Genomic DNA, 25,788 nt, shown 5'->3' on the forward strand with positions numbered 1-25,788 from the left:
TCATGATCGAGTGCCTCAACTATGGGGTGGGTCACGCAGATGAGGGGGTGTGCATTGGCTTAGGAATTGGCACCTATCGGATTTTGCTGGACTGTGGTGTGCCGTCCCTTGATGTTTTGCCCCTTGATGAAATTGAACAGCATCCCTTTGACTTGGTGCTCTGTAGCCATGCCCACGCGGATCATGCCCAGAGTCTATTGGCACTCCATCGCCGTTTTCCCCATATTCCCATCTATGCCAGTGAGGTCACGACCCAGCTTTTGCCCCTCAATTGGCCGGATGAAACGGTTCCCCCTTTCTGTCGTGCTTTGCCTTGGCGATCGCCCGTTGAGTTTGGGGATGGCCTGACCGCCGAACTCTTTCCTGCAGGGCATTTACCGGGGGCTGCTGTTTTTGCCCTCACCTACCAAGACCCCAACCCAGAGCAACCGCCCCTGAGCGTGGTCTATACTGGGGATTTTTTCCTGTCCCATACTCGCTTTACGGAAGGACTACCCCTTGCGGATCTGCGAGGATTGCAGCCGGATGTGCTGATCATTGAGGCCAGCTTGGGCACCGCGCGTCATCCCCACCGCCGTCAACAGGAAAACCAACTGGCAGAACGCATCCGCACGGCGGTTGATCAAGGCTACAATGTCCTACTGCCGCTGCCGCCCCTCGGTACTGCTCAAGAAATTCTCATCCTACTGCGCAGTCATCATCTTTTTACGGGACAGCCGATTCAAATTTGGGTCACGCCAGCGATCGCTCGCGGCTGTGATGCCTACCTCACGGTGTTGCCCCATTTACCCACGGCCATTCAAAATTTTGCCCAACACCAGTCCCTCTTTTGGGATCAGCGGGTCAAACCCCAAGTGCAGCCCTTAAGCGATTTGGCGCAAATTCGAGGCGCAGCCCCCACCATTGTCCTTGTGGAGGAGGATCAAGACCTGCGTCCCTACCTAGCTCAGGGGAAACGGCCTTGGCTGGTACTCTATCCACGTCTGCGCTATGGTCAGCCTTTTCGGGGCGGTGATCCTACCTTAGCCAGCTTGCCCAATGTAGAGGTGGATACGTTTTTACTTTCCCTCCATGCCGATGGCCCTGCAACGACGCAACTGATTCACAATATTCGCCCGCAGCATGTGGTGCTTATCCACGGCGACCCCAACTACCTTGCCGATTTAGCCAGCCTGAATGAATTGAGCAACCGCTACCATCTGCACACCCCCACCAGTGGCTCAACGATTCAATTTCCCATTGGCCAACTGACGCTTTCGACGCCGAGTTCGTTGGTGCAACTGGCCTATGAGGGGGAGGTGAGTGAGTGGAACGATGAAGCGATGATTCGCCTACCCGCTTCTATTACCACAGATCCACGCTGGCGACGGTTGGCGGATACGGGCTTTGTCCTTGCCTCATGGCAGGGGGAGCAGTTGCTGATTCGCGGCATGACCCCCAAGGAAGTGCTGGGTGGAACATCGACCCCGATCGCCCCCGATCAGGAGAGCTGTTTTAATTGCCAGTTTTATCGCGGTCAGCGCTGCTGGAACGAGGCTTCTGCGCTCTACAACTTCAAAGTGGCACCAGAGGGCTATTGTCCAGCCTTTGAGCGGGCAGAAACACAGCCGGAACCCGAAAGCTAGGCCCCTTGGAGCTGTCGCCGCAGGGTGACCGTCGGACTTTCCGCGCCTGTTTTGGGGTCAATGGCGATCGCCATCAGGGCAATGGAACGCACACTCGCGGGCACGTCAATGTGAAGCACGGTTTGCCAGTAGTCCCCATAGCGATAAAAATCAAACTCCACGAGCCAGCGGGGGCCAGCAATTAACTCTCCTGTTTCGCCATTGGTGATCCACACCTTCACAGAGCAACCCCGTTGTGTTGCCGGCAAATTCACCTTGAGGTGCAGCGGCGATACCAGTGGCTCCGGTGACAGCAGGAGCTGGGGGGGGGTCAATAGATAGGGACTCTTAGGATTCGTGGATACTGGCGGTGTGGGTTCAACGGGGGGCGCTAATTCCGCTAACTGTTGCAATCGCGACCAAAATCGCTCTTGGCGATCAATGGGCAAATCCCGAGGTGGCGGCACGGTAACGGCAGATAGGGGCTGGCAAAAGCTAGGCAAATCCACGACAACAGGGGCTTTTACAGGCTTCAGTTGGGGCGGTAGGGAAAAGCCGCTCACTGGCACAGGTTCGAGAGTCTTATCCCCTAAGATGGGCAACTGCGGGCCAGTGGGTGTTTCGCTCTTAGGTGGGGCGGGTTGGCGGGGCGCAGAAACGGCAGGCATCTCCGGTGCCGGTAACACCGTGACCATAAAGGCTTGCACTTGGCGAAGATCGCTGTGCTCTAGGGGTTGGTTGGGCAGGAGGCGGGCTTCCCCCACCATGACTGGATAATCGGCCAAGGGGGTGAGTGTACAGTGAAACCCCCATTTCCCCTCGCGGGCGATCGCGGGCACTGAGTGCTCCTGCACCACATCGCGGGTGACGGGATTGCGCAAACGAATCACCACCGTACCGGGAACGGCAACTGTGCCCTCTAAAACCAGCGTTTCATCGGCAAAGATCGTATAGGCACTTTGGGGCAGCTCAATGAGCGTCGTGGGCAGCTCAGCAGGGGAGGGTGCTTGCGGCTTAGGGGGGTCGGCAGCTTTCACCGGCTGCTCTGGAACCGCAGGCAAGGTTTCTGGTGCCAGCAAATCCCACTCTTCGCTTTGGGCAAGGACATCAAGGGCGATCGCAAACACCTCTGCATCCAGCACCCCCTCTTGGGCCACACGGCATTGAAATTCCCAACGCCCCGCCTGCAAATACGTAAAGGGCAGAATACCCATGAGTCCTGTGGAGCTGCTGCGGTGGGTGCGGCGTTGGTAGCGCTGCTTGGGCACCCCCTGATCATCGTAAAGATGGGTAATTTGCACTTCCACCGAGGTTTCGGCAACCGGACAGCGCGCCATCAAGCGGTAACTGCCCTCCAAAACTTCCGCCGAGGGTGGTTCTAGGGGCAACCAAGCACGATCGCCCTCCTTTTGCAGTAAAAACTCCCATCCGCCCATAGCTCATTTTCACTCTCCCACTGCTTAGGATATTGCACAGAAAAGGCCACATTATGCAATCTCAGATGCAAAGTTAAGCCGATGGAAAGGCCACTTGCACCAATGAAACATCATCACTGCCAAAGGCATCGGGCGCTGCATGGCTCTGCACTTGGGCAATCAACTGGGGCAGCGCCGGCACAGGGTCTTGGGTGTGGGCAGCAATGAGCAACTCCCTAAAGGCTTCGAGACCCCAAACCCGATTGTCGGTTGTTTCAAACTCATAGATGCCGTCACTAAAGAGGTAGAGAACTGCCGAAGGGGGGACTTCAATCGTGGCTTGGCTAAAGGCCATGTCAGCAAACATGCCAATGGGAATGCCCGGTGTCTTGAGGAGAGTCGCTCGCCAGCCATCAGCCTCAGGGGTGAGGAGCAGTGCCGGCGGGTGTCCACCACTGGCATAGGTCAACTGCCGTGTTTGGCGATCGTACACGCCGTACCAAATCGTGAAATACTTCTCGTGCTGATCCGTCATTTGAAAGCCATTGTTGAGGGCTTCGAGGACTTGGGCAGGGTGCCGATAGTCAAATGTGCCGCTCGTTTGCTCTCGCGTGGTGCTGCGCAGGAGGTTCAAGACGGAGACCGAAGGCAGAGCCGCCCCCAAGCCATGGCCTGAAACATCGAGAATGTAAAGCACTAAATAGCGATCGCCCACCCCAAAAAAGTCAAAGCAATCGCCGCCCAACTGACTCGACGGCAAAAAGTAGTAGTTAATTTTGCAGGGGGCTTCTTGGGGAGCCGGTAGGAGCGATCGCACATAATCCGCAGCCTCGTGCAGTTCCGCCTCTAGGAGTTGTTTCTGCTTGAGCAGATCTTGGTTAAGTTGATAAAGGCGCAGACCCGCCTGAATCCGTGCCCGCAGTTCATTGGGGTCAATGGGCTTGGATAAGAATTCATCCGCACCAGCATCTAAGCCCTGAATGCGATCCTCCAGTTCCCCCTTGGCGGTCAGCAGCACAAAAAAACTGCGGGAGAGTTCCTGATCCTGCTTGATTTGACGGCACACCTCTAGGCCGTCCAGTTCGGGCATCATCCAGTCGCAGATGATCAGGGCGGGTTTCTCAGCGGTGGCGATCGCGATTCCCTCGCGGCCATGGCTAGCAACCGAGACCTGGTAGCCCAGATCCTTTAGGGTTTTGCGCAGCAGCAGTCGGCTAGTAGGGTCATCATCAATGACGAGAATTCGATAGGGCTGGCGATCGCCGCTCATAGCTTCAGCCTGCAAAATCTCCCCCTAGTGTATCCCAAGGCTCTTGGCTATTTTGGGGTTTGCCTCGGATCAAGGGCATCCCGCAGGCCATCGCCAACAATGTTGAAACACAGCACCGTCAGTACAATCAGTGTGGCGGGTGCCCAGACTAACCATGGCTGCAACACTAAGATTGAGGCATTCGTTGCCAACGAGAGCATATTGCCCCAAGAGGGATCCGGCTGCTGAATTCCTAGACCAATGAGACTGAGTACCGATTCCGCCACAATAAAGCTGGGAATCGAGAGCGTTGCGGCAATCATCACGTAGGTTGCTGTCTGGGGAATAATGTGCCGCACAATAATATAGAGCGATCGCCCCCCCATTACCTGCGCCGCTTGGACAAAGGCCATTTCTTTGATCCCCAGCACCTGACCGCGAATCACCCGTGCTAGCCCCGCCCAACTCACAAAGGATGTGATTACGGTAATTAGCAAAAATCGCTCACCACTACTGAGTCCCGTGGGGAGTACTGCCGCCAAAGCCACCAGCAGATAGATGGTCGGCAGCGTCATCAGCACCTCAACGCCCCGCATCAAAACGGCATCGAGCCAGCCGCCAAAGTAGCCAGAAATTGCCCCCACCAGAATGCCAATCGGGAAGGCGATCGCCACCCCCACTAGGCCAATACTGAGGCTAATGCGGGCACCAAAGAGCAGCCGACTGAACTGATCGCGTCCTTGGTCATCCGTGCCCAACAGATTCAGATAGCCCTTACCCACCGTGCCAAAGAGATGGCGATCGCTGGGGAACCCGGCAAAGATCGTACGTGGTTCAATTTGTGGATTGGTGAGACTCCAGCGAGTCGGTAGGGGCAGGGTAATTTCCAAGAAGCGATAGGGGCTGCCCTTGACAAAGAGGCGAATCGGCGACGGTTCCTGCCAGTCTACAATCAGAGGACGTTCCCCTGTTTCCAAGTTCACAGGCCCCAAGCGGGTGGGATAGACATGGGGGCCAAGCCACTGACCGTTGGGGGTGCGCCAGTAAATGCGGGTAGGGGGCAGCAGCGCACCCTCCACTTGAAAGGTATAGGGACTGTAGGGAGCAATAAAATCCGCGGCGATCGCCAGCAGGTACAACGTCAGCAACACCCCCAAACTGACCATCACTAAGGGGTTGCGCCGCAACGCTTGCCAAGGGGTCATTCGTCACTCATCCGCTAGGGTACAGCCACTATACAGCCTTTTTGCTATCCTAGGGCTGCTCTGACAGACTCAATGCCGACATGTCTTCCCTCTTTTTAGAGAGGCATGATGCTATAGATAAATTTGACTCAAAAATCAATAAGTGATAAATAAAACTTAACAAACTAACATCAAATTCCTTTTCTTGTTAAATAGATTCGGTATCACTATATGATTATACTGATTGCTTCAAACTAACATATTGTTAAAAAAATACTTTGTGTTTCAAATAAAGTGGTAACTTGATTAAATCTAATGATTTCTAGTCAGATCATTCTCGCAGGCTCCCTTTTTCTCTCTAGTGCGGGTACCTGTTGATTAAAGAACAATTGAGTTGCTTTATTCATTTGAATAGTGTTCTGACAGAGGAAATATAGAGCGAATGGAAAAACCAAAGCCCCTAACTGGTAAAGCGCTCTTGCAGCGATTAAGTGAACTGGGTTCTGCATCCCGTAAAGAAGCCGCAAAGCTCTGTGGCTACTATCGCGTCACAAAATCTGGTGAGGTGCGTGTTAACTTAGGGAAATTTTACGAAGCGGTACTCGCTGCCGGCGGACTAGAAGTCCAGTCATCAGAAAAAGACGTCAATGGTCAATCAGGACGGGGGCGATCGCCCTCCTATCGAGTGAAGGTGCACCAAAATGGCCAGATTGTCATTGGTGCTGCCTATACCAAAGCCATGAACCTAAAGCCGGGGGATACCTTCAAAATTAAGCGGGGGTATAAACATATTCATCTCTATCTCATCGATCCAGAAGAAGTGGATGGTGCCCCCACAGAGTAATCAATGGTTTGCCCTAATGATTGGCAATAGTCGGCAGCACTGGGCTCTCTTTACGGGTGAACACCTCAGCCGCACTTGGCACCTCACCCCTGAGGAATTTGCCTTTAATCCTGCCCAAAACTATCCCAACCTCCCCTGCTGGGGTGCGAGTGTTGGTGCTGTGTCCTTGCACCAAGTCTATCCGACGGCGATCGCCCTCACCCTCGAGGATATTCCCATTCCTCGGATGTACCCCACCCTAGGGATTGACCGTGCCCTTGCCCTCTGGGGAGCGCTTCAGGTTTATGGGGCACCAGTGTGTGTGGTGGATGCGGGAACTGCATTAACGCTGACCCTAGCCAACGATCGCGCTGAATTTGCGGGCGGTGTGATTCTCCCGGGTGTTGGGTTAATGGCACGAGCACTGGCGGACTATACGGCGGCGTTACCCTATGTGACGCTTCCCCCCGAACCACCCCCCCGTTGGGGAACCACTACTACCACAGCAATTGAAAGCGGTCTTTACTACGGTACTGCCGCCATGTTGCACGCCTATCTGGGCGCCTTTTTTCAGGCGTTTCCCCAAGGTACGGTGATTGTGACCGGGGGCGATCGCCCCTTTCTCAGTGAACTGTTAAAGACATTTTTAGATGCCGATCGCTGGCATGAAGATGATCATCTGGTTTTTTGGGGGATCCGCGCCCTCCGCAACCCAACCGTTAAGATAGAAATGCACCCAATGAACAGGATTGACGACTTCCGCTAATGGAGCGACGGGATGACTTTACGGATTTAGCCTTGGGACTGGTTTCAGCCCAGAGCTTTCCGGCGATAGTGGGCATTGCCGATCACATGCTCAAATCCGCCGATGTCCTCCTAGTGGGCTATGAAAAAATTGGCAGTGGCCACTGTACCGCAATCGTGCGCGGGCGAATTGCCGATGTGCGTCTAGCTGTGGAAGAGGGCGCTGAGCGGGCACAGCAGTTTGGTCAAGAACTCAGTACGTTAGTCATTCCCCGGCCTGACCCCAACCTAGAGAAAATTCTTCCGATTGGCAGTCTCCTCGCCCAGATTGCCTCTAAAAGTCGCGGCCATCGCCTCAGTAGCCACGCGGTTGGCCTATTGGAAACGCGAGGATTTCCAGCCATGGTGGGGGCAGCGGATGCCATGCTCAAGGCGGCAGATGTGATCCTAACGGCCTACGAAACCATTGGCGCCGGTCTATGTACGGCCATTATTCGCGGCACGGCCTCCAATACCGCGATCGCCCTTGAGGCCGGGATGGCAGAAGCCGATCGCATTGGTGAACTCCATGCAGTGATGTTGGTACCTCGTCCCCTTGAGGATTTGGATCAATCGTTGCCCTTGGCACCCGCCCTACAACGGGAACTGCAACCCCTGCGCCTACCCCTCACCCTCAAGCAAAAAGAAACCGAACCCCTTGCCCTTCAAGGTGCGGCTCAAGAGAGTGTGGCCGTGGAAGCGCCTGCCGAAACGGTGCCCGTCGAACCCTCTGCCAATCCCTGACCGGCAATCCAGCCCGTTGTCCACGCACTTTGCAGGTTAAAGCCCCCCGTCACGCCATCAATATCGAGAACTTCGCCCGCAAAGAATAGCCCCTCACAGCAGCGGCTGGCCATGGTTCTAAAGTCCACTTCCTTGAGAGCCACCCCACCACAGGTGACAAACTCCTCTTTGAAGGCGCCCTTGCCAGCGATCGCGAAGGTACCTCGGTGCAAGGCCTCCGCCAGTGCCAGCAGTTGTTTTTTACTGAGGTGTGCCCAAGTTTGCTCAGCCGGAATCCCCACGCTGGTTGTCCAGTAGCTCCAGAGGCGGCGCGGCAGCGGAAAGGGACAATGGCTAGCGATCGCTCGCTTCGGGGTATGGCTACGACAGGCTGCCAACTCCCCTTGAATCTGCGGCAGTGACAGATGGGGGAGCCAATTCACCACCAAGGTGCCGCGATAGTTCTGCGCCGCTAAGGCACGTGCCCCCCATGCCGAGAGTTTCAAGACCACAGGGCCACTCAAGCCCCAATGGGTAACGAGAATAGCACCGGTTTGGGTTAAGGGCGGCTGCTGCAACAGTTTGAGGGTTGCTTCCACGGGTTCGACACTGAGGCCTGAGCGCTCTTGCAAGAGCGGGTCATCAATGTGAAACGTAAACAGCGAAGGGACGGGGGGAATAATGGTGTGTCCCAATTGTGCCGCCAAGCGATAGCCTTGGGAACTACTGCCGGTGGCCAGAAGGACGCGATCGCCCACAAGGGGTTGAGGCTGCTGAGCAACCGTGACTTGAAACTCATTGCCGACTTTCACCATCTCCTTCACCGCTGCGCGGGTACGGAGGCGAATGCCCAGAGCCGTTGCTTCTTGCACCAGACAGTCAATAATGGTTCCTGAGTCATCACTGACGGGAAAGACTCGCCCATCGGCTTCGGTTTTCAACTTCACCCCCCGCGCCTCAAACCAAGCGATCGTGTCTTGGGGTTGGAAGCGACTAAAGGCACCCCGCAAGGCCTTGCCACCACGGGGATAGTGCTGCACCAATAGCGCTGGATCAAAACAGTGGTGGGTGACATTGCAGCGACCACCACCAGAGATGCGGACTTTGCTCAGCAGCGTTGCCCCAGCTTCTAAAATCGTGACGAGATTGCGAGAATTAGCCGTCGCACAGGCGATCGCTCCAAAAAATCCAGCGGCACCACCGCCGATGACCAAAATGCGCTGACCTGCCATCAAGATTCCAAAGGATGAGTACTTTCGCCTTTGCCGTTGCGATCGCGCGCCAAATGCAGCTGTTGATGCAGCCGACCCACGGCAATCCCCTCTGTGGCCATCAGGTTGAGCACCCGCCGCCGAAACTCCCGCCCCACGACCCATTGTTGTCCCGGTTGGGTCCTAATCCAAATGCGCACGAGTAAGCCACTGGCGGTAATCTGATCAATTCCTAGAACTTCTGGCCGCTCCAGCATCTTCAGGTGCCACTCCGGTTCTTCGTAAAAGTGGATACTCAAGTCATTCAGCAACGACAACAGGCGATCGGGATTGGTTTCAATATCCACCCACAGTTCGAGATTAACCCGTGACCAAGTGCGGGTCAGGTTGGCTACCTTGGTAATCGTACTATTGGGAATTGTAATCAGCTGACCCTCGGCATTGCGCAACTGCGTAATGCGCAAATTGAGATTTTCCACTAAGCCGGAGTAGGGTTCAATTTCCACCACATCGCCAATGCCGTACTGATCCTCCCAGACAATGAGCAGACCATTGATAATGTCCTTCACCAAGTTCTGTGACCCTAGGGAAATGGCCAAGGCTAAAAAGCCCCCCACAGCGAGAATGGAGGAAACAGGTACCCCTAAGGAACCCAAGATAACCACTAGTCGAATCAAATAAATGACAACGGTCTTAAAGCCGCGCATCACTTCCACAGTGGTACTAATCCGCAGGGTTTTACGCTGGGTATCAGCAAACTTGAGCAGATTATTTTGCTCCCAGAAAACACGAATGCGATCAAAGGCCAAGTCAGCAAATTGATTCAGCAGCCCCGTGCCAAACCAGACCACCATCCACAGAATCGGCAAGCCATAGACTTGGGAACTCAGCCAGCGGGTCATGGGGAAGAGGCGTAGAATTGCCGCTAGGCCGAGTAGCCACAAAGCCACTTGTCCCCACAACAGTAGATACCGAACGAGACTAATGAGCTTGATGCGCTGCTTGAGAAAAAAGTGGTGCCGCAGATGGGGCAGAAGCGGCAAAACCCACTCTGGTTCCGTCGTTTGAGTGGTCACTGTGTCCAGTTGCCCTTGTAGATGCTTGCGTTGGCGGATCAAGAAGCGTTGCACAATTAAAATGACGAAACTACCTGCCCCCACCTTGATAAAGATCAAGACAGCCTCCTGAATTTGCGACATCAGGGCTGTGTCGGTGCGTTCCTGAATCGCTCGGTTCATCTGCTGTTGCAAAATGTCTCGCCACTGCTGGGCAAGGGTTTCAGGGGGCAGTTGATGGTAGTCGCTGTCGGCCTCTGTCACCGTCAGGAGGCGAGTGGTGCGTTCCGCTTGGCCAATGCGGGCACTGATCACCAACACATTATTGAGGCGAGCCACACCAATGTTTACAAGTTCGGGCGATCGCCGTCGCTGGCGGATAGCACTATGGAGGACGCGCCGTAGATTTGACTCAATGAGTTCAGCGCGCACTTCAACGGGAATGGCCTCACTGGGATGAGTGCGATCGCGCACCGTCGGCGCAGCAATTGTAAAGAGTGTATTGCCATCAAAGCGGACATCGGCAATTTCCAGTTCGCCAATGCGGGTAACACCGGGAGGTGGGGGGGTGACTGCGGTTTGACTGATGCCGGGTACGGCGAGCTGAGCCACACTTGGCCAAGGAGAGAGAATGGCTAGCAAGAAGGTCACAAGGGCGATCGCTCCCCACCGCCATAATCGCTGATACCCGTTGATCATTCGCACGTACTGATATTCTGCACGGCAACACGAACTAGGACTATCCTCTCACCTTTTGAAGGCTGAACTCAGTTCACGGTTCCCTAGGGGCAGTCGACCCTAGCTTGCAGCACCTGCTCCCTTGCCACATCGCGGATTAACGAGAGACGCGAGGAAATGTAGCGTTCCAGATGATAGCGCTGGTTATGCTCTAAAGGATAAACGTCACTAAACTGCGTCACCAGCCACCCCTGTAGGGCGTGATCATCCATACTCAACAATCGTCCCACCTGTACTTGCTCAACAAAGTGCCAGAACTGCCGGAGGAGAGAGGGGGTCATACTTGCCCTCCTTTTAAGGTTTTCTTTAGATTTTACCTATCTACTACCATACGTTGCCCCTCGGAAATTGGGGCGCAATCTGCTGAAGCTGCAACTAAAGTTAGGGAATCCACATGAAGTCCTGCAAACTTCTGTTGCGATTTCTAAAGTGCAGCCCTCCTGCAAACCTGTGATTCTTTGGGGATGCTCCGCTAACGGTAGGGCGGTGAACCGCTAAAATAGTAAGGCTTTACCAACATACTCACAAATCATTGGGGTCTATGCGCACACACTACTGTGGCGATGTTCGGCTAACGGATGTCGGAACAACCGTCACCCTCTACGGTTGGGTGGATCGGCGGCGTGATCATGGCGGCGTGATCTTTATTGATTTGCGCGATCGCTCCGGCATTGTCCAAATTGTCAGTGATCCCCAGCGCACTCCCGACTCCTATGCTCAAGCCGATCGCCTGCGCAGTGAGTATGTGGTGAAAATTGTTGGCCGTGTCAGCAAGCGCCCTGCGGATTCGGTGAACCCAAAATTGGCCACGGGGGACATTGAGATCTACGCCGATCACATTGATGTCCTCAATACGGTGCGCCAGCAACTGCCCTTTGCCATCTCCAGCACCGAGAATGAGCCAGTGCGGGAAGAGGTGCGGCTGCGCTACCGCTATCTTGATCTACGGCGGGAACGGATGGCACGGAATTTGCAGTTACGCCATCGCGTTGTCCAAGCCATGCGGCGCTTCCTCGAGGATGAGGCGGGCTTTATTGAGGTGGAAACTCCTATTCTCACCCGCTCGACCCCAGAGGGGGCTCGCGATTATCTAGTGCCCAGTCGCGTGAATCCGGGAGAATGGTTTGCCCTCCCTCAATCGCCGCAATTGTTCAAGCAGTTGTTGATGGTGGCGGGGTGCGATCGCTATTACCAGATTGCTCGCTGCTTTCGCGATGAGGACTTAAGGGCCGATCGCCAGCCAGAATTTACGCAACTGGACATGGAAATGAGCTTCATGGATCAGGATGAAATTATTGATCTCAACGAAGCACTCATCTGCCACATTTTCAAAACCGTGAAGGGCATTGATCTGCCGCGCCCCTTTCCCCGCCTGAGTTACCAAGAGGCCATGGATCGCTATGGCACCGATAAGCCCGATACCCGCTATGGCCTTGAACTGGTGGATGTCTCCGATATTCTGAAAGACTCTGGTTTCAAAGTTTTTAGTGGCGCGATCGCCCAAGGGGGCGTGGTGAAAATTTTGCCGATTCCCAATGGTAACGACCGCATCTCGAACGTGCGCATTAAACCCGGCGGCGATCTCTTCCAAGAGGCCACCACTGCCGGCGCCAAGGGGCTGGCTTATATCCGCGTTCGCGACAACGGCGAGATTGACACCATTGGTGCCATCAAGGATAACCTCTCCCCAGAGCAGAAAGCCACGCTCTTAGAGCGCACGGGTGCCGAGCCGGGGCATCTCCTCCTGTTTGGGGCAGGGGATACGGCAACGGTGAATAAAACCCTTGATCGCCTGCGCCAGACCATTGCCCGTGAATTTGACCTCATTGATCCGACGGCAACCCATCTGCTGTGGGTGGTGGATTTCCCCATGTTTGAGTGGAATGCCGAAGAAAAGCGCCTTGAGGCCTTGCACCATCCCTTTACGGCACCCCATCCCGCCGACCTTGAGGATCTCAAAACTGCCCGTGCCCAAGCCTACGATCTGATCTTCAATGGCTACGAAGTGGGCGGCGGCAGTCTGCGTATTTATCAACCGGAATTGCAGCGGCAAGTTTTTGAAACCATCGGCCTTGATGAGACGGCTGCCCAAGAAAAATTTGGCTTCCTTCTCGAGGCCTTTGAATTTGGTACCCCTCCCCACGGGGGTATTGCCTATGGCCTAGATCGCTTAGTCATGCTCCTTGCCGGCGAAGACTCCATTCGCGACACCATTGCTTTCCCGAAAACCCAACAGGCGCGTTGCCTTCTTACCGGTGCCCCCAGCAGTGTTGAGCCACAGCAACTCAAGGAACTCCATGTGGCTTCCGCCAAGCCCGCAAAAACCACTGCTAAAACCCAAGTCTAGGCACGTAGGTCTGTTGGCCGATTCCACACCCCCTCTAGCAGCCATTCGCCGTTGACATCCCGCACCCGCTCAGTGCTCATCATATAAGCCCATGCTGTGCCCAAAGGTTGATGATTCAAGTCATACACTGGCACCTCTTGGCGATGGTAGGCATTTACTTCGGGAGCCAAGTTGGGATGGTAGCCTTCAAAGGCATCCAGCCGCGCCAATACGCTGGGAGGTGGATCATGAAAGATCAGTAACTCCCCCTGCACCCAACCTTCCTCAGCCGTCAGACCGGGATACCCCATCGGTAGGTGATAAAGGCGACCTCTCACCAGCGCTGATTGATGGGCACTCAGCCAAGGCCGACAGAGGATTTCATGGGGTTGATAGCCGGGTTTAAGGGTGCCATAGACAAAAAGGCGCAATAGGGTCATGTTGAAAATCAATTAGGTTCATGCCATCAAGGGCTTAGTTTAGCGACTTTCACATAGCTTTGTCCTCATCAATTCCAGACTGCCATCGGCGATAAACTGCACAGCGATCGCCAGAATCAGGAATCCGAGAATACGGGTTAATGCACCGACACCCGTTTTGCCCCACTTTTGCATCACAGATTCACCTAACAAAAGACAAAGATAAACTACGCCACTAAACAATCCAATTCCCAATAGACAACCGAGGTACTCTTCCCAAATTTGGCAGCGTGTTGATAACGTCATCGTCACCCCGATCGCCCCTGGGCCACTAATCAACGGAACCGCCATGGGTGTCAATGCAATATCGTCTTTATCAATGGCTTCGGCGTGCTCCTGAAGCGTTAAGCGCTGATGCGAAGTGACCATTTGCCAAGCGGTGTGAGCGACAATTAAGCCCCCAGCAATGCGCACCACTGCTAAGGAAATCCCAAAAAAGCCAAGGATAAACTTACCCACGAGAAAGAAGGTGACTAAAACCGCAAAAACGTTCACGGCCGTTTCTTTGGCTTTCTGCCGACGGTATTTGAGGGGATGTCTAGCTGTTAGGGCACAAAAGACAGGCACTGCACCAATGGGGTCTGCAATTGGAAACAATGCAGCCAAGGTTCCCACCAGAAAGGAGACGGTTGGATGTAGCATTGCCGAAGAGTTGCTGCCCTACAAGTTAAGTATTTAAGACCGCAAGGATTTTTTGACTAATCGAGCGCAGTTGCTGTTGGAGGTCTTCGCTGGGCAGATTGTTACCACTGAATACGCCAGCACCAATACTACTGAACCGCCACTGCTCACTCATATAGCTAAACCCCACGATGTCTAGACCAATGGCACGGCGCTGGGGAGAGTCTGGATCGCAATAGAGGCGAATTTGCAGAAGCAAACTGCGGGCTTGCCAGCGGCGACTCCAGCCCGGTAGGTGAAAACCAATGTCAATTGAATCGGGATCCACTAGGTTGCGGGTATGGGGGTCATCGGCCCAAGGGTGCAGGTCTGCCCGCAGATCCGCATTGCACTGCTTAAAGAGGTGGACGATCGCCCCCAATTTGCTGGCCATCTGCACGGTCACTGCCTGCTCTGCTGCATTCACCGTCATTCTCTCCGCAACACCTTTGTTCCCAAGGTTAGCGAGGGGAAACCGCTTGATCAACTCTAGGGGTTGGCAGCGGTGCCAAAGGACGCTCAAGGCGGGGTTGCCCCACGGAGTAGCTCAGGGCATAGCTTTGCACCAAGAGCCAAAACCAAAGTTGCGGTGCCATGGGTTCTAGCCACGGTTGACAACGACGCACCAAGGGGGGCAGCCAAAAGCCAAAGAGGGCATGGTACAGGGCATCCAAGCTAAAACTGAGGTAGCTTTGCAGCCAGCGCAGCAGATCCCAAGGCCCCACCATTTCGTAGATCCACCAAAGGAGGCCGGGGTTTTGCCAAGCAGCTCGCAGTGCCATACGGTTAAAGGGGAGCCAACCCGCACGGTCTTTGATAAAGCGATCGGCCAATTCGGGGGATTCCTGGGCGAGGATGCCAAAAAAGGTGTTCAACGTGGCATTGACGCGCTCTGGGGGCAGGGGGCGATCGCTGGGCACCATCATTCCCCGTGAAAAGAGCCATGTCACCGCTGTATTGCTCTGATAAGCGCGAATTTGGTTGAGGAATTGCTTTTGCACAAGGTCATGACGCAGGGCGGTGTCCAGTAGATCCGTCAAGCGGGGCAGGTTGCGCACCAGGGAGCCAAAACCAGTAAACACCAAGGGAGACTGGAGTGAGGCGGCATCGCCAATGGCCAAGACGCGATCAAAGGCCACGGCGCGATCGCCCCGGTGGTGGCTAAAGTAGCCGGGGATGTAACCAAAGGTGGGTTTGACCCAAGTGAGTTGATCGAGATCGCAGCGGCGGTACTCCGGCAGGATGGTAAAAAAGTCCTCGTACAGTTCCAGCAAAGAGCCGGGAAACTCTGGCTGGATGTGGTGGTAGTGAAAGAGATAAATGGTGCGCTCTTCCCCCGCTCCCGGAAACAGTTCCCAAATGAGTTGCCGTCCCCGCGAAATATCGCCGTGGCTAAAGAGCACATCGCCATAGTTGCCATCCCAAACCTCTGGGACAATGCCCTTGACGATCGCCCCCACCGTCGGACAGACGCTATCATAGGCACGACCGCCGTTCAGTTGACGGGCAATGGGGGAGGCGGTGCCCATCGCATCAATGAGGACACGGGCGATCGCCTGTCGCTGTTCTTGGGTTTGGCGGTGCTGGGTTTGCAGAACCACACCATTGGGATGAATCGTGGCTGTCTCAAATTCTGTCCAATCCCAAATCTCACCCCCCGCTTGGCGCAGTTTCTCACCGCACAGATGCAGGAATTTGGCCGAGTCAAGGGCAATATTGAGAACCGTCGGGGTGTGCAGTACGGGTGCCCGACAATGGGGAGGACTAGTGGCATCAAAGAACTTGTTAAAGCCATCGCGGTACTCGCGGGCAATCAGGCTCTCAAACTCCGCAGTCGTAAACAAGCCCAAATCAATCAGACTCTGAAATTCCATGCGGGAGATATTCCACTCCCGATTCATGCGGCCAAAGGGCAACCGCTCGATCACCAGAACCCGATAGCCCAACCGCGCCATCACCGCTGCGTGGATCACCCCCAAGGCACCCCCCACATAAACTAGGTCATAGCGAGGGGGATCACAGGGTGTCGTTGCAGTGTGCAAAACAGGAACCGGGGGCGTGGGCTGTTGTACCCCTTGGCGCCAGCGTTGCTCCCACCAATAAACCCGCTCTAAATCCGCCTCACCTTGGGGCATGTGTTGGAAGTATTTCACGGTCAGCGGATAGCGATCGGCCAAAGCTTCAAAAATTGTCTTGCCAGCCGGCCAAGGGGGAAGCGCCTCAGGTTGCAGTGGAAAGGCCAAACGCAAATGCTGTTGAAGGTGTTGGAGACAGGCACGCTCCTGAGGGAAAGGCCGCTCTCCCCAGCGCATCACCTTGAGGTATGTGGTTCGCTGCAAGCTCCACAGGAAAATGGCCAGTTCCGTGGGCGCCTCAGGAACCTGCCAGCAACCCCCGGTCGGTTTTGGCGCAATGGTGCCAATGCGCGGCTCAAAGGTGTGGTGCAGCCAGTGAATCACCGCTGCGGTATCGGGAGTGGGCACCTCAAGGTATAACAGTTCTTGCATTTTGTTTCAAAAGTCCGCTAAGGAGCTTGACAACGGCACGATTTGGCGTAAACTTCACTGTACTAAACAGTTTAAGAGAGTTTACGGTTTCTCAGAATTACCCTGTTGCCCTATGCATTATCCCATTCCAAGGAGTCTCGAAGAAATAGCAGCCCTCAGCCAGCAGCCTGTCAGTGAAGAGGTGGTGGCGGCAGCGATCGCCGGCGTGATTACGATTTGCCGTGCCGAAGGCCACAGTTTGGCACAGGTGCAGGAATGGGTACTCGCCGAGGATGATCTGCTAGATCGCAAAACCCGCCAATGGCTCAGTGAAGCGGTGGCAATGGCTTGGTCAAGTGTCGAGGCAGGGGCAGTGACGACTGGCCGTGAGGGCGATCGCTAGGGCATCGGCAGCGTCATCGGGCTTGGGCAGCGTGCTGAGATTGAGTTCCCGTTGCACCGCCTGTTGAACGTCTATTTTCGCGGCCTTGCCATAGCCGGTGAGGGCTTGCTTCACTTGGGGAGGGGTGAATTCCATTAGGGGACAGTGCAGTTGACTCAGGACTAAAAGAATCACGCCCCGCGCTTGAGCAACCACAATCGTATGGCTCATTTTGTAGAAAAAGAGGCGCTCCAAAGCCACTAAATCTGGTTGGAGGGCAGGAATTAACGTGTGCAGATCGCTGTAGAGACTCTGGAGGCGATCGCCCGTGGGCATATCCGCAGGAGTGGTAATCACACCAAAATCACACACTTGGCAGGTGTTGTTCTGCACCTCAATACAGCCATAGCCAAGGGTAGCAAGGCCGGGGTCTAGGCCAAGAATGCGCACACGTTCTAGTTCACGGTGCCGGTCAACAGATCCAAAATTGGTTTCGCCATCCAGTTCAGCCCCACCTTCAGTTGATGTTCAAAGGTGGGCATGCGGTAGAGGTAGGCCAGTCGCCGTGCCAAGTAGGCCAGAGGGCCATCGAGGGTCAGTCCTAGCCCTGCCAAGGCGGCGCGATCAGTTCCGAGGGTGAGCATCTCACCGAGATGGGAATAACGACAGGGCAGTAGCGGGCGATCGCTCAGACTGGCCCAAAGATTCCAAGCCGCATAATCCGCCTGTTGAAAAGCCGCCTGTGCCGTATGGGGAATCGGTTGTCCCTGTTCATCTACCGCATCCGCGGCATCCCCAAGGCCAAAAATCTCTGGATGATCAACGACTTGCAATGTGGGCATCACCTGCAGGCGCCCCGTGGAGGTTTTGGGCAAATCAAGGGCAGCAATCACGGGTGAAACGGCTGTACCGACCGTCCATAGGACAATATCAACGGGCAACTCATCCACGCGGTCTTTGTATTGCAGGGAAATCTGATCCGCAGTGACAGCAACCGGGGTTGTTTCCAAATCAATCCAAACCCCCCGCTCTTCAAGGGCACGCAGAGCTGCCTTGCGATTAAATTCTGGAGAAGACTTGAGAATCTCGGTGTTGCGATCCACCAAACGAATGCGCCCGCGGCTGCCCAAGCGCTCCGCTAGTTTACAGGCCAATTCCACGCCACTAGGACCAGCACCGACCACCACCACGCGGATGCGATCGCGATCGGAGCGCTCCCGCCGTTGCAACGCTTCTTCGAGACGGTAGGCATCACTGAGAATTCGGAAGGTCAAGGCATACTCTGCGACACCGGGAATGCTGTTTTTAGGGGTTTCCCCTCCCAAGGCGAGAACCAGTTTGTCGTAGGTGAGCGGGGTGCCCTCAGTCAAGTGCACCGTTTTTTCCTTGAGATCCACAGCGCTCACGGTTCCCTGATGAAAGACGACCGGGGTCTCCTTGAGCAACTCAACAAAGGGCGGGGCAATTTCCCACGCCTGTAGCTCCCCTGTAATTAATTCGTAAAGGAGGGGAGTAAAGACAAAGCGATCGCTCTGATCCACAAGGGTGATCTCTGGAGGCGCAGACCAAGGAAATTGGGCAAGGCGGAGGGCGGTATAAAGGCCGCCAAACCCACCACCTAGAATACAAATTTGGCTTGTCACCGCTGATTCCGTTATGACGCTTTCCCACTCAGTATAACTTGCGCCTCTGAGAGGTCAGCAATTTGTGGCACTGCTCGGGTCTCCTTGATACTTGGATCTGGCAAGAGCGGGCGATCGCGCCGCAGCCAAATCGCTTGCAGACCAGCACCTTGGGCACCGAGGACATCATCCTCCCAACTGTCACCAATGTGCCAAACCTGAGAGGTCGCATAGGGGGTCACCGCCCGCTCAAAGATCAGCCGATTCGGTTTCGCCGCCCCCACCTCACTGGAAATCCACACCTCCTTGAAAAACGGCGCTAACCCCAAGGCCTCGAGGACACCATACAAACGGCTATCAAAATTGGACACCACCCTCAGGGGAATATCCTGCGTTTGCCAATTCTTCAAAGCAGGCAAGACATCCTCATACAGAGACCAAGGTTCAGCCGTGGCATAGTAGGCAAAGACTGGAGCAAAAAACGTCTCAAAATCAGCAAATTGATCCAAGACGCCCGCGCGGCGAAATGTGTCTGCCGCAACCCCTTGCCACCACCGCAATTCTGCCTCTGCCCGTTGTGAAGCCTCAAGATCAGGGAAAGCGCAGGGCGGGGTAGCCCTAAAGGCCTTAAAGAAGGCCACATCTAATGCGGCTGAATCAACCTGAACCCCGACTTCAGCAGCAAAGCGACCATAAACGGTACCCACGGATTCCCGTAGGCCAAAGAGGGTGCCGACCGCATCGAGGGTAATGAGTTGGGGCGGATCAGGCCGGTGCATCGGAACTAGCATCTACAGCGGGTGGGGGAGAGGTCTCCTGAGCACGGCGCTTGCGTTCTTGCTCCACAAGTTCTTTCATCAGACTGCGAGCCTGATTGATTTTGTCGAGGTTGCTGCGGTAGAGTTCGAGATCCCGCTTGACTTTCTCGATCGGCAGCTTAATGACGGGAGCCAGTTGATCCAGTGTCTCGTTGAGATTCGTTGTCAGATCCCCCGCCAGCTCCTCAAGGAAGGCATACAGTCCTACCGCATGGAGGCGGCTATATTTGCCCTCGTGGTTGAGGCTGTTGAGGGGGGCACTGGGTTGACCCCTGTTGAGTTCATCGAGGATTTGACTCAAGGGGCGGCCTTGGTACTGTTGCCAACTGGCGGCATCCGCCTGCAGCTGTTGCGGGTTCATTTCCTCAGCCCCGCAGAGGGCATGAAAAATACTGGCGCGATCGCCCTCAGGCTGATACCCCTCCATAAACTGGTCAAAGGCGGTCACGACCCCAAGGGCAAATAGGGGAGAGTAGCGAAAATCTACATTGACGCGCAGCAGGTGGATTTCGACCAGCAGTTCTTCAATAAAGCGACGGTAGATCGAGTGAATCGGTCGCGTGTGAGCTGCATAAAAGGCGCGTTTGGTATCAGAGACAGTTCGAGGATTTTGCACAAGCTCTGCCGATATTCGTTAAAAAATGTCATGATTCTTTACTATTATCGCCCATTGCGCTTTCCCAATCAATGATGCGTCCTGAGCTTGCCCTAGCCATCACTCAATTCAACAGCGGCGAATTCTATGCCTGCCATGACACCCTCGAAGCCCTCTGGTTAGAGGCCAGTGAACCTGAGCGCACGTTTTACCAAGGTCTGCTACAAATTGCCGTGGCCTGCTATCACCTGAGTCGGGGCAACCAGCGGGGGGCGATTTTGCTGTTGGGGGAAGGGCGGCGTCGTCTAGAGCAGTGTGATCCGAACTTTTGCGGCCTAGATTTGACAGCCTTTTTGACGGCAGTGGCGGCGTTACAGGCGCAGCTTCAGACCCCCCTTGACTCGGAGCCAAAAATTCAGTTGCATCTTGCTGTTGCGCAATCCCTCGATCAAGCCTAGACCCCGACAGCCCTTAAAACTCAAGCTCATCCTCCTCAGAGGCTTCAGCAATTGGGGTGTCTGGACTTTCTCCCTCATCGGGTAAGCGAATAACCACCCCGTTAAAGAATCGTGCCAGTTTTTCGGCAGATTCACGCACAGGATCCGGGGCAGTGGTGAGAGGGGGCGGGGGTGGAGTAGAGGTTGGTTCTATGGGGGGTGGCGGTGGCTCTTCCCGTGGCTGAAAGGGAACGACGACAGCGGAGTGCGGCGGCTCCTTGGCTTTTGGCACAGGCGTGGTTTTGTGGGGTAGGGGGGCAATCTCAAAGGCGACTTTGATGCGGCGGCCTAGAACTTGGGCAAAGGCGGCTTCAATTTTGGCTTGGTTATTCTTTGTCAGATTTAACAAAGTTTGATTAACAATGCCGATGTGCACCTCGCGATCGCTCATTTGTCGTAGATGACCATGCTGCGAGAGCAGAGCATAGGTGCTCATTTGCATCTGCTGCAAGACCTGTAGTGCCTGTTCCCACACAGGTTCGGTATGATCTGCCCGCGGTTCAGGGGTTGGCTTGGGTTCAGGAGCTGGAGCAACCGTGTCTTTCGTGTCTTTAATTTGAATATGTTTGACTGGTGACTCTGACTCCTTGGGGGGTGCCGCGATCGCTGGGGGGTCAGGCTGAGGGGGCGAGACAATCGTGAGCTTCGGAGTGGCAGTAGGCGCTACATTGGACACACTGGATTGGGGTGCCGTTTCCGTCATCAACCCCAGAATGCTAATTTCCAGCCAGAGACGGGGTTGATTGCTCTGTTTGATTTGGCTTTCACAGGTGCGCAGATGTTGTTGGGCATGCAGAATCTCCTCAACGGACCATCCCTCAGCAAAAGCAATCAAAGCCTGCCAAGTTTCTGCTGTCAGGGCTACCAAGTCCTGCCGTTCAGGGACGGTTTTCGCCAAGAGCAAATCACGGTAGAGACTGGCCAGATTTTGCAGAATTGTCAGCGGATCGCGACCCCGTTCTAGTAATTGGCGGGTGTGCTCAAGAACCGCCACCGCATCCCGACGGGCGATCGCCCCCAGCAATTGCCGCAGATCCTGTTCTGGTACTGCCCCGGCCAGTTGCCATACATGTTCTACGGTGATCCGTTCAGGATATAAGCTCAACTGATCCAGCAAGCTTTCAGCATCCCGCAGTCCCCCTTGGGACAATTGCGCCACCAGGGTCAAGGCCTGCGGCTCAATGTCAATTTGCTCCTTATCGGCAATGTGCTGAAGGTGGGCAACCATCTCCCCCAGGGGAATCCGCCGAAAATCAAACCGCTGACAGCGGGAAATAATTGTTGGCAAGACTCGCTGCGGATCTGTGGTGGCAAGGACAAAGACCACATGGGGCGGCGGCTCCTCTAGGGTTTTGAGGAGGGCATTGAAGGCCGACACACTGAGCATGTGGCATTCGTCAATCACATAAACTTTGTAGCGACACTGTACTGGGGCAAATTGTGCCTTCTCAATCAGTTCGCGGATATTGTCCACCCCCGTGTGGCTGGCAGCATCAATTTCAATCACATCTAAGCTGTTGCCGTTGGCCACCTGACGGCAGACTTCACACTGGCCACAGGGATCGGGGGTAGGCTTGGCACTCCTCAGGCAGTTGAGGGACTTAGCCAAAATACGGGCACTAGAGGTTTTACCCGTGCCGCGAGGACCACAAAAAAGATAGGCAGGGGCAATGCGCTCCTTGAGTAGGGCTTGGGTAAGCGTGGTGGCGATCGCCCCTTGACCCACTAGATCTGCAAAGCGTTGGGGACGATATTTGTGATGCAGGGGTTCGTAGGTCACTGCTGGGCTGCAATGGATATGCCAGAAGACGCTGATGGGTAAATGCCACGCATGTTATTCTAACAGGCCAACGATGGCCATAGGCTGACCCCCTGATGCGCCTGCGATGGAACCAGCCCTAGGATCTAAAACCAGCCTTTTTTGTTAGCAATGTATGTTCTGTGAAATTCTTGATCACTTTTTGTCAGGTAAATAATGCCCTCAATGAGGCCAATAATGGCTATGACAGGGGCAAGCAGGCCACAGGTCAAAAGACTCACCAGTAGCATGATCAAGCCCTCCGTGTTGTAGCCGAGAACAAACTTGTGAATGCCCAAGGCACCCAAGAGAATACCGCAAATGCCGGCTGCAGTTTTTTTCCCTGAAATATCGGAATTCGAGGTCATTGTCCCTTCCCCAATGGTTATTTTTGATACAGCGCGATCGCGCTCTCTTGACCTATATCCTTCAGGGTTTCAGGGGAACCGTCAAGGGGCAAGTAGGCAGTTTATTGATTGACGCAAGACGTGTCTGGTCTTAAGCGGCAGCGACCCAATCAGCAAGGGGTTCCCAGCGCACAGTGCGATCGCCCCCCACTTCCACCACCACTTTGAACTTCGGTAGGGTCTGGGTTAACTGTGCCAAGTAGGCAAATTCTTGCCTTGAGAGCCGCTTGCCATCAATCAGCCAAAGCACCAGTCCCTTGGCATTGGGGGGCAGGTTTTCCAAGTGGTAGGTCACTAGGGGGGGCTGGAAATAAACGCGAATGTCTTCCTTGCCCGTGTGAGCCGGACGAATCCCGTGCGCTTGGGTCAGGTAGGCTGCTAAATCCCCCAAACCCGGTGCGCTCATGTGCAAGGTGGTATAGCCCTTGGAACGCAGTCGCCGTTGATAACGACCCTCAAAACCACCCTCCGGGGGAACAAAGAGTGCCAATGCCCCAGCGGATTCTAAATCCTTGACAAATTGATAGCCAGCCAGCAGACCCATAGATCCTTTCTCACAGGTTTTAGCATTCCATCCAGCACTTTATCACGGTCATTCCTACTGCGGGTATGCCTAAGTTAATAGCAGTGCAAATAGCCCACATAAGGCAATACCATCAAAAACACCCGCACCACCAATACTCAGCACTCCCGCCGACATCCGCTCAATTTCCCGTAGGTGGAGTAAATCTGCACCAATCAGGGTTCCCAGCACACCTCCGGCAAAGGCAATGGGTGCCGCCGCTACGCCGCCAGAAATCAAAATAGCTGTCATTGCTGCTGTCAGGGGCGCGACCAAGGCATTCATTTGAATACCAATCCCCGGTACCACCTGAGCAGAGTAGTAACTGACAGCGGCCACAATTGCCGTCACCAAGAGAATCGCCAAGGGACTGACGCGGGTAAATTGATAGAGGGCTAGCACCGTCGGGATCAAGCCGCCCCCCACATTCAGTGCCACAATCGTCTTTTGCTCAATTTTGCGCAGGGGAATGCCCCAAAACCGACTGAGCCAGAGTTCTTCAAAGTCGGGAACAATGGCCACCGTAGAAACCCGCTCATAGAGGGGGATATTAATCGTGCTGCCGAGAATCACAAGCAGCAGTAAGACCGAAGCAGCAGTAGGTGAAAAGCCCAACTTGGCAACGGCCACTTGTACAGCATCGAGGGCGATCGCTAGCCAAAGGAAAGGCAGCGACAGTAACAGCAGCACAAAAAGTAGAGCAGTAACAGGCAGATAAATCATAGAAACGCAAAATGACCTTAAAAACTTGGGACTCAAACGTGGGAGGACGCCTGGGACACTGCCGCCAGAGCCTCCCTCAGCGCTTTGGCCAAAGCAATCGCGGAAGGATAGCGATCGGGCAACAGAGGAGCCGTAGCGCGGTGCAACACCTGTTTCAAGGGGTCGGGAATCTCGGGGCGATCCGAAACATCAAGGCGATGAAAGCCATCACGGTGGTGATAGAAACGAATCGGACTATCCCCCAACAGCAAAAAAGCTAGGGTTGCGCCCACTGCAAATAGATCCGACTGGATGGTGGGTTGACCCATCATCTGTTCCGGAGCACTGTAGCCCTCCACGGCAATGCGGGTGCCACCGGGGGAATGCCCCAGTTCTTTGACCGCCCCAAAGTCAATCAAAACAATTTGGTTATCGCGCGATCGCACCAGTAGGTTACTGGGTTTGAGATCCCGGTGAATCACGGGTGGATCCTGATTGTGCAGATAGTCCAAGACACCGCAGGTTTGAATCATCCACTGCACCGCCTGAGGAATCGGCACCGTGCCATTGCGCAGTACCCAGCGCTCTAGGTCAATGCCATGAATGAGTTCCATCACCAAATAGCTTTTACCATCTTCCACAAAAAAGTCATAAAAGCGGGGAATCCCTGCATGGTCAAGGAGCTGTAAGATGCGAGCTTCCCGTTCAAAGAGTTCCTGTGCCTTTTCATTGTCCTCCATATCAGACCGCAGTTCTTTGAGAACCCACACCTCCGGTACCTTGCCAGTCCATCCCCCGGAGGGTTGCGCTTCACAGGCCAAGTAGGTTGTGCCAATGCCGCCATGCCCTAAAAGGCGCAGGATGTGATAGTTGCGTACGGTGCGCTGCACATTGAGGGGTTGACCACAGTGAATGCAAAACAGATTCCCCGGCATATTACCGGCATGGGTACACTCACTGAGGGTGGGCGCACTGCGGCGAAAGGTTTGCTCATGGAATTCAAGAATTGGGCCTGTGGGGCCTAGCTGAACGAGACTGCCACTGGCAAGTTTGCTCTCATCAACAAGGCGACCATCAACAAACGTCCCGATCGCCCCCAAACTTTTGAGATACCAACGCCCGAGATTTTCTGGATCCCGATAGCAACACAGTTCAGCGTGATAGCGACTAATGAGAATATCATTGAGAATCACATCATTATCTGCGGCACGACCAATACGGATGGTCGTTTTAATCGGGAAACGCCATGTTTTGATCGGGGTACGTTTCCAAGGGTCTAACAGGTGCAGAATAATCACGGGTGTGGAACTGCCACAGCAAACTACAACCCCTTTCCCGTGGATGGAACACGTTCACAACAGTGAAAGCCAGTGATGTATCCCATCTTGTAGAACAGGGCTGTAATCAGAATTTAGCTTATTTTCCTCGGCTTTGCGGATGCTCGTTGTAGTTCGCAATGATGAAGGGTGAATAAGTAAAAGATAATGATTTCCAGTTTCACTTGCAGATGCTCAGGGTTCCTGCTGCTGCCAAAGCGTAGTACACTAAGGAATAGTGCTGGTGTAGCTCAGTTGGTAGAGCAACTGACTTGTAATCAGTAGGTCGTCGGTTCGAGTCCGACCATCAGCTTTACTCAGTGTTCGCCCAAAAAGTATTGGGTCTTTGGCTT

Annotated in this window: 26 protein-coding genes and 1 tRNA gene; 8 read left to right on the forward strand and 19 right to left on the reverse strand. The window is 54.6% G+C overall.

Translation table 11 applies throughout. The features are described 5' to 3' along the window. Nucleotides 1–2 precede the first annotated feature (2 nt). The gene (locus tag RHJ31_RS03130; protein WP_302677337.1) at nucleotides 3–1,625 is read left to right on the forward strand and encodes an MBL fold metallo-hydrolase; all 1,623 of its coding nucleotides are present in this window, start codon (nucleotides 3–5) and stop codon (nucleotides 1,623–1,625) included. Here the strand turns inward: RHJ31_RS03130 and RHJ31_RS03135 are convergent. From RHJ31_RS03135 to RHJ31_RS03145, 3 genes are all read right to left on the reverse strand, one after another. Beyond that, nucleotides 1,622–3,040 (reverse strand): hypothetical protein, encoded by a 1,419-nt coding sequence (locus RHJ31_RS03135; RefSeq protein WP_302677338.1) that lies wholly within the window; start codon nucleotides 3,038–3,040, stop codon nucleotides 1,622–1,624. The genes RHJ31_RS03130 and RHJ31_RS03135 overlap by 4 nt on opposite strands. A gap of 73 nt (nucleotides 3,041–3,113) precedes the next feature. Next, a complete protein-coding gene (locus tag RHJ31_RS03140; RefSeq protein WP_315862934.1) occupies nucleotides 3,114–4,289 on the reverse strand; it encodes a SpoIIE family protein phosphatase in 1,176 nt (391 codons plus the stop codon). Between the two features lie 47 nt (nucleotides 4,290–4,336). Further along, nucleotides 4,337–5,473, reverse strand: coding sequence for an ABC transporter permease (locus tag RHJ31_RS03145; RefSeq protein WP_302677340.1), 1,137 nt, complete (start codon nucleotides 5,471–5,473; stop codon nucleotides 4,337–4,339). A 421-nt stretch (nucleotides 5,474–5,894) separates the two neighbouring features. Here RHJ31_RS03145 and RHJ31_RS03150 point away from each other — a divergent pair, with 421 nt between their 5' ends. From RHJ31_RS03150 to RHJ31_RS03160, 3 genes are read left to right on the forward strand one after another with little or no spacing between them, the layout of a single operon-like run. Continuing rightward, nucleotides 5,895–6,296 (forward strand): AbrB family transcriptional regulator, encoded by a 402-nt coding sequence (locus RHJ31_RS03150; protein WP_302677341.1) that lies wholly within the window; start codon nucleotides 5,895–5,897, stop codon nucleotides 6,294–6,296. Further along, the gene (locus RHJ31_RS03155; RefSeq protein ID WP_302677342.1) at nucleotides 6,277–7,041 is read left to right on the forward strand and encodes a pantothenate kinase; all 765 of its coding nucleotides are present in this window, start codon (nucleotides 6,277–6,279) and stop codon (nucleotides 7,039–7,041) included. The genes RHJ31_RS03150 and RHJ31_RS03155 overlap by 20 nt, the downstream gene beginning before the upstream one ends. Further along, the gene (locus tag RHJ31_RS03160) at nucleotides 7,041–7,802 is read left to right on the forward strand and encodes a carbon dioxide-concentrating mechanism protein (RefSeq protein ID WP_206200469.1); all 762 of its coding nucleotides are present in this window, start codon (nucleotides 7,041–7,043) and stop codon (nucleotides 7,800–7,802) included. Before RHJ31_RS03155 ends, RHJ31_RS03160 begins: the two co-directional genes overlap by 1 nt. Here RHJ31_RS03160 and RHJ31_RS03165 read toward each other — a convergent pair. The 3 genes from RHJ31_RS03165 to RHJ31_RS03175 form a co-directional block, all read right to left on the reverse strand. After that, nucleotides 7,736–9,013 (reverse strand): NAD(P)/FAD-dependent oxidoreductase, encoded by a 1,278-nt coding sequence (locus tag RHJ31_RS03165; protein WP_302677343.1) that lies wholly within the window; start codon nucleotides 9,011–9,013, stop codon nucleotides 7,736–7,738. The genes RHJ31_RS03160 and RHJ31_RS03165 overlap by 67 nt on opposite strands. Then, the gene (locus RHJ31_RS03170; protein WP_302677344.1) at nucleotides 9,013–10,746 is read right to left on the reverse strand and encodes a mechanosensitive ion channel family protein; all 1,734 of its coding nucleotides are present in this window, start codon (nucleotides 10,744–10,746) and stop codon (nucleotides 9,013–9,015) included. The genes RHJ31_RS03165 and RHJ31_RS03170 overlap by 1 nt, the downstream gene beginning before the upstream one ends. A gap of 83 nt (nucleotides 10,747–10,829) precedes the next feature. Continuing rightward, nucleotides 10,830–11,066, reverse strand: a complete 237-nt coding sequence (locus RHJ31_RS03175; protein ID WP_206200467.1) for a hypothetical protein — start codon at nucleotides 11,064–11,066, stop codon at nucleotides 10,830–10,832. A gap of 260 nt (nucleotides 11,067–11,326) precedes the next feature. Between RHJ31_RS03175 and aspS the strand changes: the two genes are divergently transcribed. Continuing rightward, nucleotides 11,327–13,132 (forward strand): aspartate--tRNA ligase, encoded by a 1,806-nt coding sequence (aspS, locus tag RHJ31_RS03180; protein ID WP_206200466.1) that lies wholly within the window; start codon nucleotides 11,327–11,329, stop codon nucleotides 13,130–13,132. Here the strand turns inward: aspS and RHJ31_RS03185 are convergent. From RHJ31_RS03185 to RHJ31_RS03200, 4 genes are read right to left on the reverse strand one after another with little or no spacing between them, the layout of a single operon-like run. Continuing rightward, nucleotides 13,129–13,551 (reverse strand): gamma-glutamylcyclotransferase, encoded by a 423-nt coding sequence (locus RHJ31_RS03185; RefSeq protein WP_302677345.1) that lies wholly within the window; start codon nucleotides 13,549–13,551, stop codon nucleotides 13,129–13,131. The genes aspS and RHJ31_RS03185 overlap by 4 nt on opposite strands. A gap of 39 nt (nucleotides 13,552–13,590) precedes the next feature. Next, nucleotides 13,591–14,232 carry a MarC family protein gene (locus tag RHJ31_RS03190; RefSeq protein ID WP_206200464.1) on the reverse strand — a complete coding sequence of 214 codons (642 nt, stop codon included), beginning with the start codon at nucleotides 14,230–14,232 and terminating at the stop codon, nucleotides 13,591–13,593. A 25-nt stretch (nucleotides 14,233–14,257) separates the two neighbouring features. Continuing rightward, a complete protein-coding gene (locus RHJ31_RS03195) occupies nucleotides 14,258–14,677 on the reverse strand; it encodes a hypothetical protein (RefSeq protein ID WP_206201709.1) in 420 nt (139 codons plus the stop codon). A gap of 34 nt (nucleotides 14,678–14,711) precedes the next feature. Then, a complete protein-coding gene (locus RHJ31_RS03200; protein ID WP_302677346.1) occupies nucleotides 14,712–16,757 on the reverse strand; it encodes an NAD(P)/FAD-dependent oxidoreductase in 2,046 nt (681 codons plus the stop codon). 112 nt (nucleotides 16,758–16,869) lie between these two features. On the opposite strand from RHJ31_RS03200, the gene RHJ31_RS03205 reads away from it, so the two are divergent. Then, nucleotides 16,870–17,139 carry a hypothetical protein gene (locus tag RHJ31_RS03205; protein WP_206200462.1) on the forward strand — a complete coding sequence of 90 codons (270 nt, stop codon included), beginning with the start codon at nucleotides 16,870–16,872 and terminating at the stop codon, nucleotides 17,137–17,139. Here the strand turns inward: RHJ31_RS03205 and ruvC are convergent. Genes ruvC through psb29 form a run of 4 tightly spaced genes read right to left on the reverse strand, consistent with a single transcriptional unit; the run spans nucleotide 17,089 to nucleotide 20,174 of the window. Further along, entirely contained in the window at nucleotides 17,089–17,568 is a 480-nt protein-coding gene (ruvC, locus tag RHJ31_RS03210; protein WP_302677347.1) for a crossover junction endodeoxyribonuclease RuvC, read from the reverse strand. The two genes, RHJ31_RS03205 and ruvC, sit on opposite strands and share 51 nt — an antisense overlap. Before the next feature lie 5 nt (nucleotides 17,569–17,573). Further along, a complete protein-coding gene (locus tag RHJ31_RS03215) occupies nucleotides 17,574–18,761 on the reverse strand; it encodes an NAD(P)/FAD-dependent oxidoreductase (RefSeq protein WP_302677348.1) in 1,188 nt (395 codons plus the stop codon). 11 nt (nucleotides 18,762–18,772) lie between these two features. Continuing rightward, nucleotides 18,773–19,519 carry an HAD family hydrolase gene (locus RHJ31_RS03220; RefSeq protein WP_206201708.1) on the reverse strand — a complete coding sequence of 249 codons (747 nt, stop codon included), beginning with the start codon at nucleotides 19,517–19,519 and terminating at the stop codon, nucleotides 18,773–18,775. Further along, entirely contained in the window at nucleotides 19,506–20,174 is a 669-nt protein-coding gene (gene psb29, locus RHJ31_RS03225) for a photosystem II biogenesis protein Psp29 (protein WP_302677349.1), read from the reverse strand. The genes RHJ31_RS03220 and psb29 overlap by 14 nt, the downstream gene beginning before the upstream one ends. Nucleotides 20,175–20,245: 71 nt before the next feature. On the opposite strand from psb29, the gene RHJ31_RS03230 reads away from it, so the two are divergent. Beyond that, the gene (locus RHJ31_RS03230; RefSeq protein WP_302677350.1) at nucleotides 20,246–20,611 is read left to right on the forward strand and encodes a DUF309 domain-containing protein; all 366 of its coding nucleotides are present in this window, start codon (nucleotides 20,246–20,248) and stop codon (nucleotides 20,609–20,611) included. A 13-nt stretch (nucleotides 20,612–20,624) separates the two neighbouring features. Here the strand turns inward: RHJ31_RS03230 and RHJ31_RS03235 are convergent, their stop codons facing one another. The 5 genes from RHJ31_RS03235 to RHJ31_RS03255 form a co-directional block, all read right to left on the reverse strand. After that, a complete protein-coding gene (locus RHJ31_RS03235) occupies nucleotides 20,625–22,430 on the reverse strand; it encodes a DNA polymerase III subunit gamma/tau (RefSeq protein WP_302677351.1) in 1,806 nt (601 codons plus the stop codon). A 125-nt stretch (nucleotides 22,431–22,555) separates the two neighbouring features. Next, nucleotides 22,556–22,816: a TM2 domain-containing protein gene (locus RHJ31_RS03240; protein WP_206200456.1), complete on the reverse strand. Its 261-nt coding sequence runs from the start codon at nucleotides 22,814–22,816 to the stop codon at nucleotides 22,556–22,558. A gap of 130 nt (nucleotides 22,817–22,946) precedes the next feature. After that, a complete protein-coding gene (gene ndhN / locus RHJ31_RS03245; protein WP_149821379.1) occupies nucleotides 22,947–23,399 on the reverse strand; it encodes a photosynthetic/respiratory NAD(P)H-quinone oxidoreductase subunit N in 453 nt (150 codons plus the stop codon). A gap of 69 nt (nucleotides 23,400–23,468) precedes the next feature. After that, a complete protein-coding gene (locus tag RHJ31_RS03250) occupies nucleotides 23,469–24,140 on the reverse strand; it encodes a DUF1614 domain-containing protein (RefSeq protein ID WP_206200455.1) in 672 nt (223 codons plus the stop codon). Nucleotides 24,141–24,172: 32 nt separating this feature from the next. Next, nucleotides 24,173–25,417 carry a protein kinase domain-containing protein gene (locus RHJ31_RS03255; RefSeq protein WP_302677352.1) on the reverse strand — a complete coding sequence of 415 codons (1,245 nt, stop codon included), beginning with the start codon at nucleotides 25,415–25,417 and terminating at the stop codon, nucleotides 24,173–24,175. A gap of 258 nt (nucleotides 25,418–25,675) precedes the next feature. Here RHJ31_RS03255 and RHJ31_RS03260 point away from each other — a divergent pair. Then, nucleotides 25,676–25,748, forward strand: a tRNA-Thr gene (locus RHJ31_RS03260). The last annotated feature ends 40 nt before the right edge of the window (nucleotides 25,749–25,788 follow it).

The sequence above is a fragment of the Thermosynechococcus sp. JY1331 genome, assembly GCF_031583475.1.
Lineage (GTDB): Bacteria > Cyanobacteriota > Cyanobacteriia > Thermosynechococcales > Thermosynechococcaceae > Thermosynechococcus.

Bases quoted from the DNA above. Each gene is read 5' to 3' on its own strand.
- RHJ31_RS03230 (WP_302677350.1), top strand. From the start codon at position 20,246: ATGATGCGTCCTGAGCTTGCCCTAGCCATCACTCAATTCAACAGCGGC.
- RHJ31_RS03150 (WP_302677341.1), top strand. From the start codon at position 5,895: ATGGAAAAACCAAAGCCCCTAACTGGTAAAGCGCTCTTGCAGCGATTA.
- RHJ31_RS03175 (WP_206200467.1), bottom strand. From the start codon at position 11,066: ATGACCCCCTCTCTCCTCCGGCAGTTCTGGCACTTTGTTGAGCAAGTA.
- RHJ31_RS03240 (WP_206200456.1), bottom strand. From the start codon at position 22,816: ATGACCTCGAATTCCGATATTTCAGGGAAAAAAACTGCAGCCGGCATT.
- RHJ31_RS03205 (WP_206200462.1), top strand. From the start codon at position 16,870: ATGCATTATCCCATTCCAAGGAGTCTCGAAGAAATAGCAGCCCTCAGC.
- RHJ31_RS03155 (WP_302677342.1), top strand. From the start codon at position 6,277: ATGGTGCCCCCACAGAGTAATCAATGGTTTGCCCTAATGATTGGCAAT.
- RHJ31_RS03250 (WP_206200455.1), bottom strand. From the start codon at position 24,140: ATGATTTATCTGCCTGTTACTGCTCTACTTTTTGTGCTGCTGTTACTG.
- RHJ31_RS03200 (WP_302677346.1), bottom strand. From the start codon at position 16,757: ATGCAAGAACTGTTATACCTTGAGGTGCCCACTCCCGATACCGCAGCG.
- RHJ31_RS03220 (WP_206201708.1), bottom strand. From the start codon at position 19,519: ATGCACCGGCCTGATCCGCCCCAACTCATTACCCTCGATGCGGTCGGC.
- RHJ31_RS03165 (WP_302677343.1), bottom strand. From the start codon at position 9,013: ATGGCAGGTCAGCGCATTTTGGTCATCGGCGGTGGTGCCGCTGGATTT.
- RHJ31_RS03190 (WP_206200464.1), bottom strand. From the start codon at position 14,232: ATGCTACATCCAACCGTCTCCTTTCTGGTGGGAACCTTGGCTGCATTG.
- RHJ31_RS03160 (WP_206200469.1), top strand. From the start codon at position 7,041: ATGGAGCGACGGGATGACTTTACGGATTTAGCCTTGGGACTGGTTTCA.
- ndhN (WP_149821379.1), bottom strand. From the start codon at position 23,399: ATGGGTCTGCTGGCTGGCTATCAATTTGTCAAGGATTTAGAATCCGCT.
- RHJ31_RS03135 (WP_302677338.1), bottom strand. From the start codon at position 3,040: ATGGGCGGATGGGAGTTTTTACTGCAAAAGGAGGGCGATCGTGCTTGG.
- aspS (WP_206200466.1), top strand. From the start codon at position 11,327: ATGCGCACACACTACTGTGGCGATGTTCGGCTAACGGATGTCGGAACA.
- RHJ31_RS03140 (WP_315862934.1), bottom strand. From the start codon at position 4,289: ATGAGCGGCGATCGCCAGCCCTATCGAATTCTCGTCATTGATGATGAC.
- RHJ31_RS03130 (WP_302677337.1), top strand. From the start codon at position 3: ATGATCGAGTGCCTCAACTATGGGGTGGGTCACGCAGATGAGGGGGTG.
- RHJ31_RS03170 (WP_302677344.1), bottom strand. From the start codon at position 10,746: ATGATCAACGGGTATCAGCGATTATGGCGGTGGGGAGCGATCGCCCTT.
- RHJ31_RS03145 (WP_302677340.1), bottom strand. From the start codon at position 5,473: ATGACCCCTTGGCAAGCGTTGCGGCGCAACCCCTTAGTGATGGTCAGT.
- RHJ31_RS03185 (WP_302677345.1), bottom strand. From the start codon at position 13,551: ATGACCCTATTGCGCCTTTTTGTCTATGGCACCCTTAAACCCGGCTAT.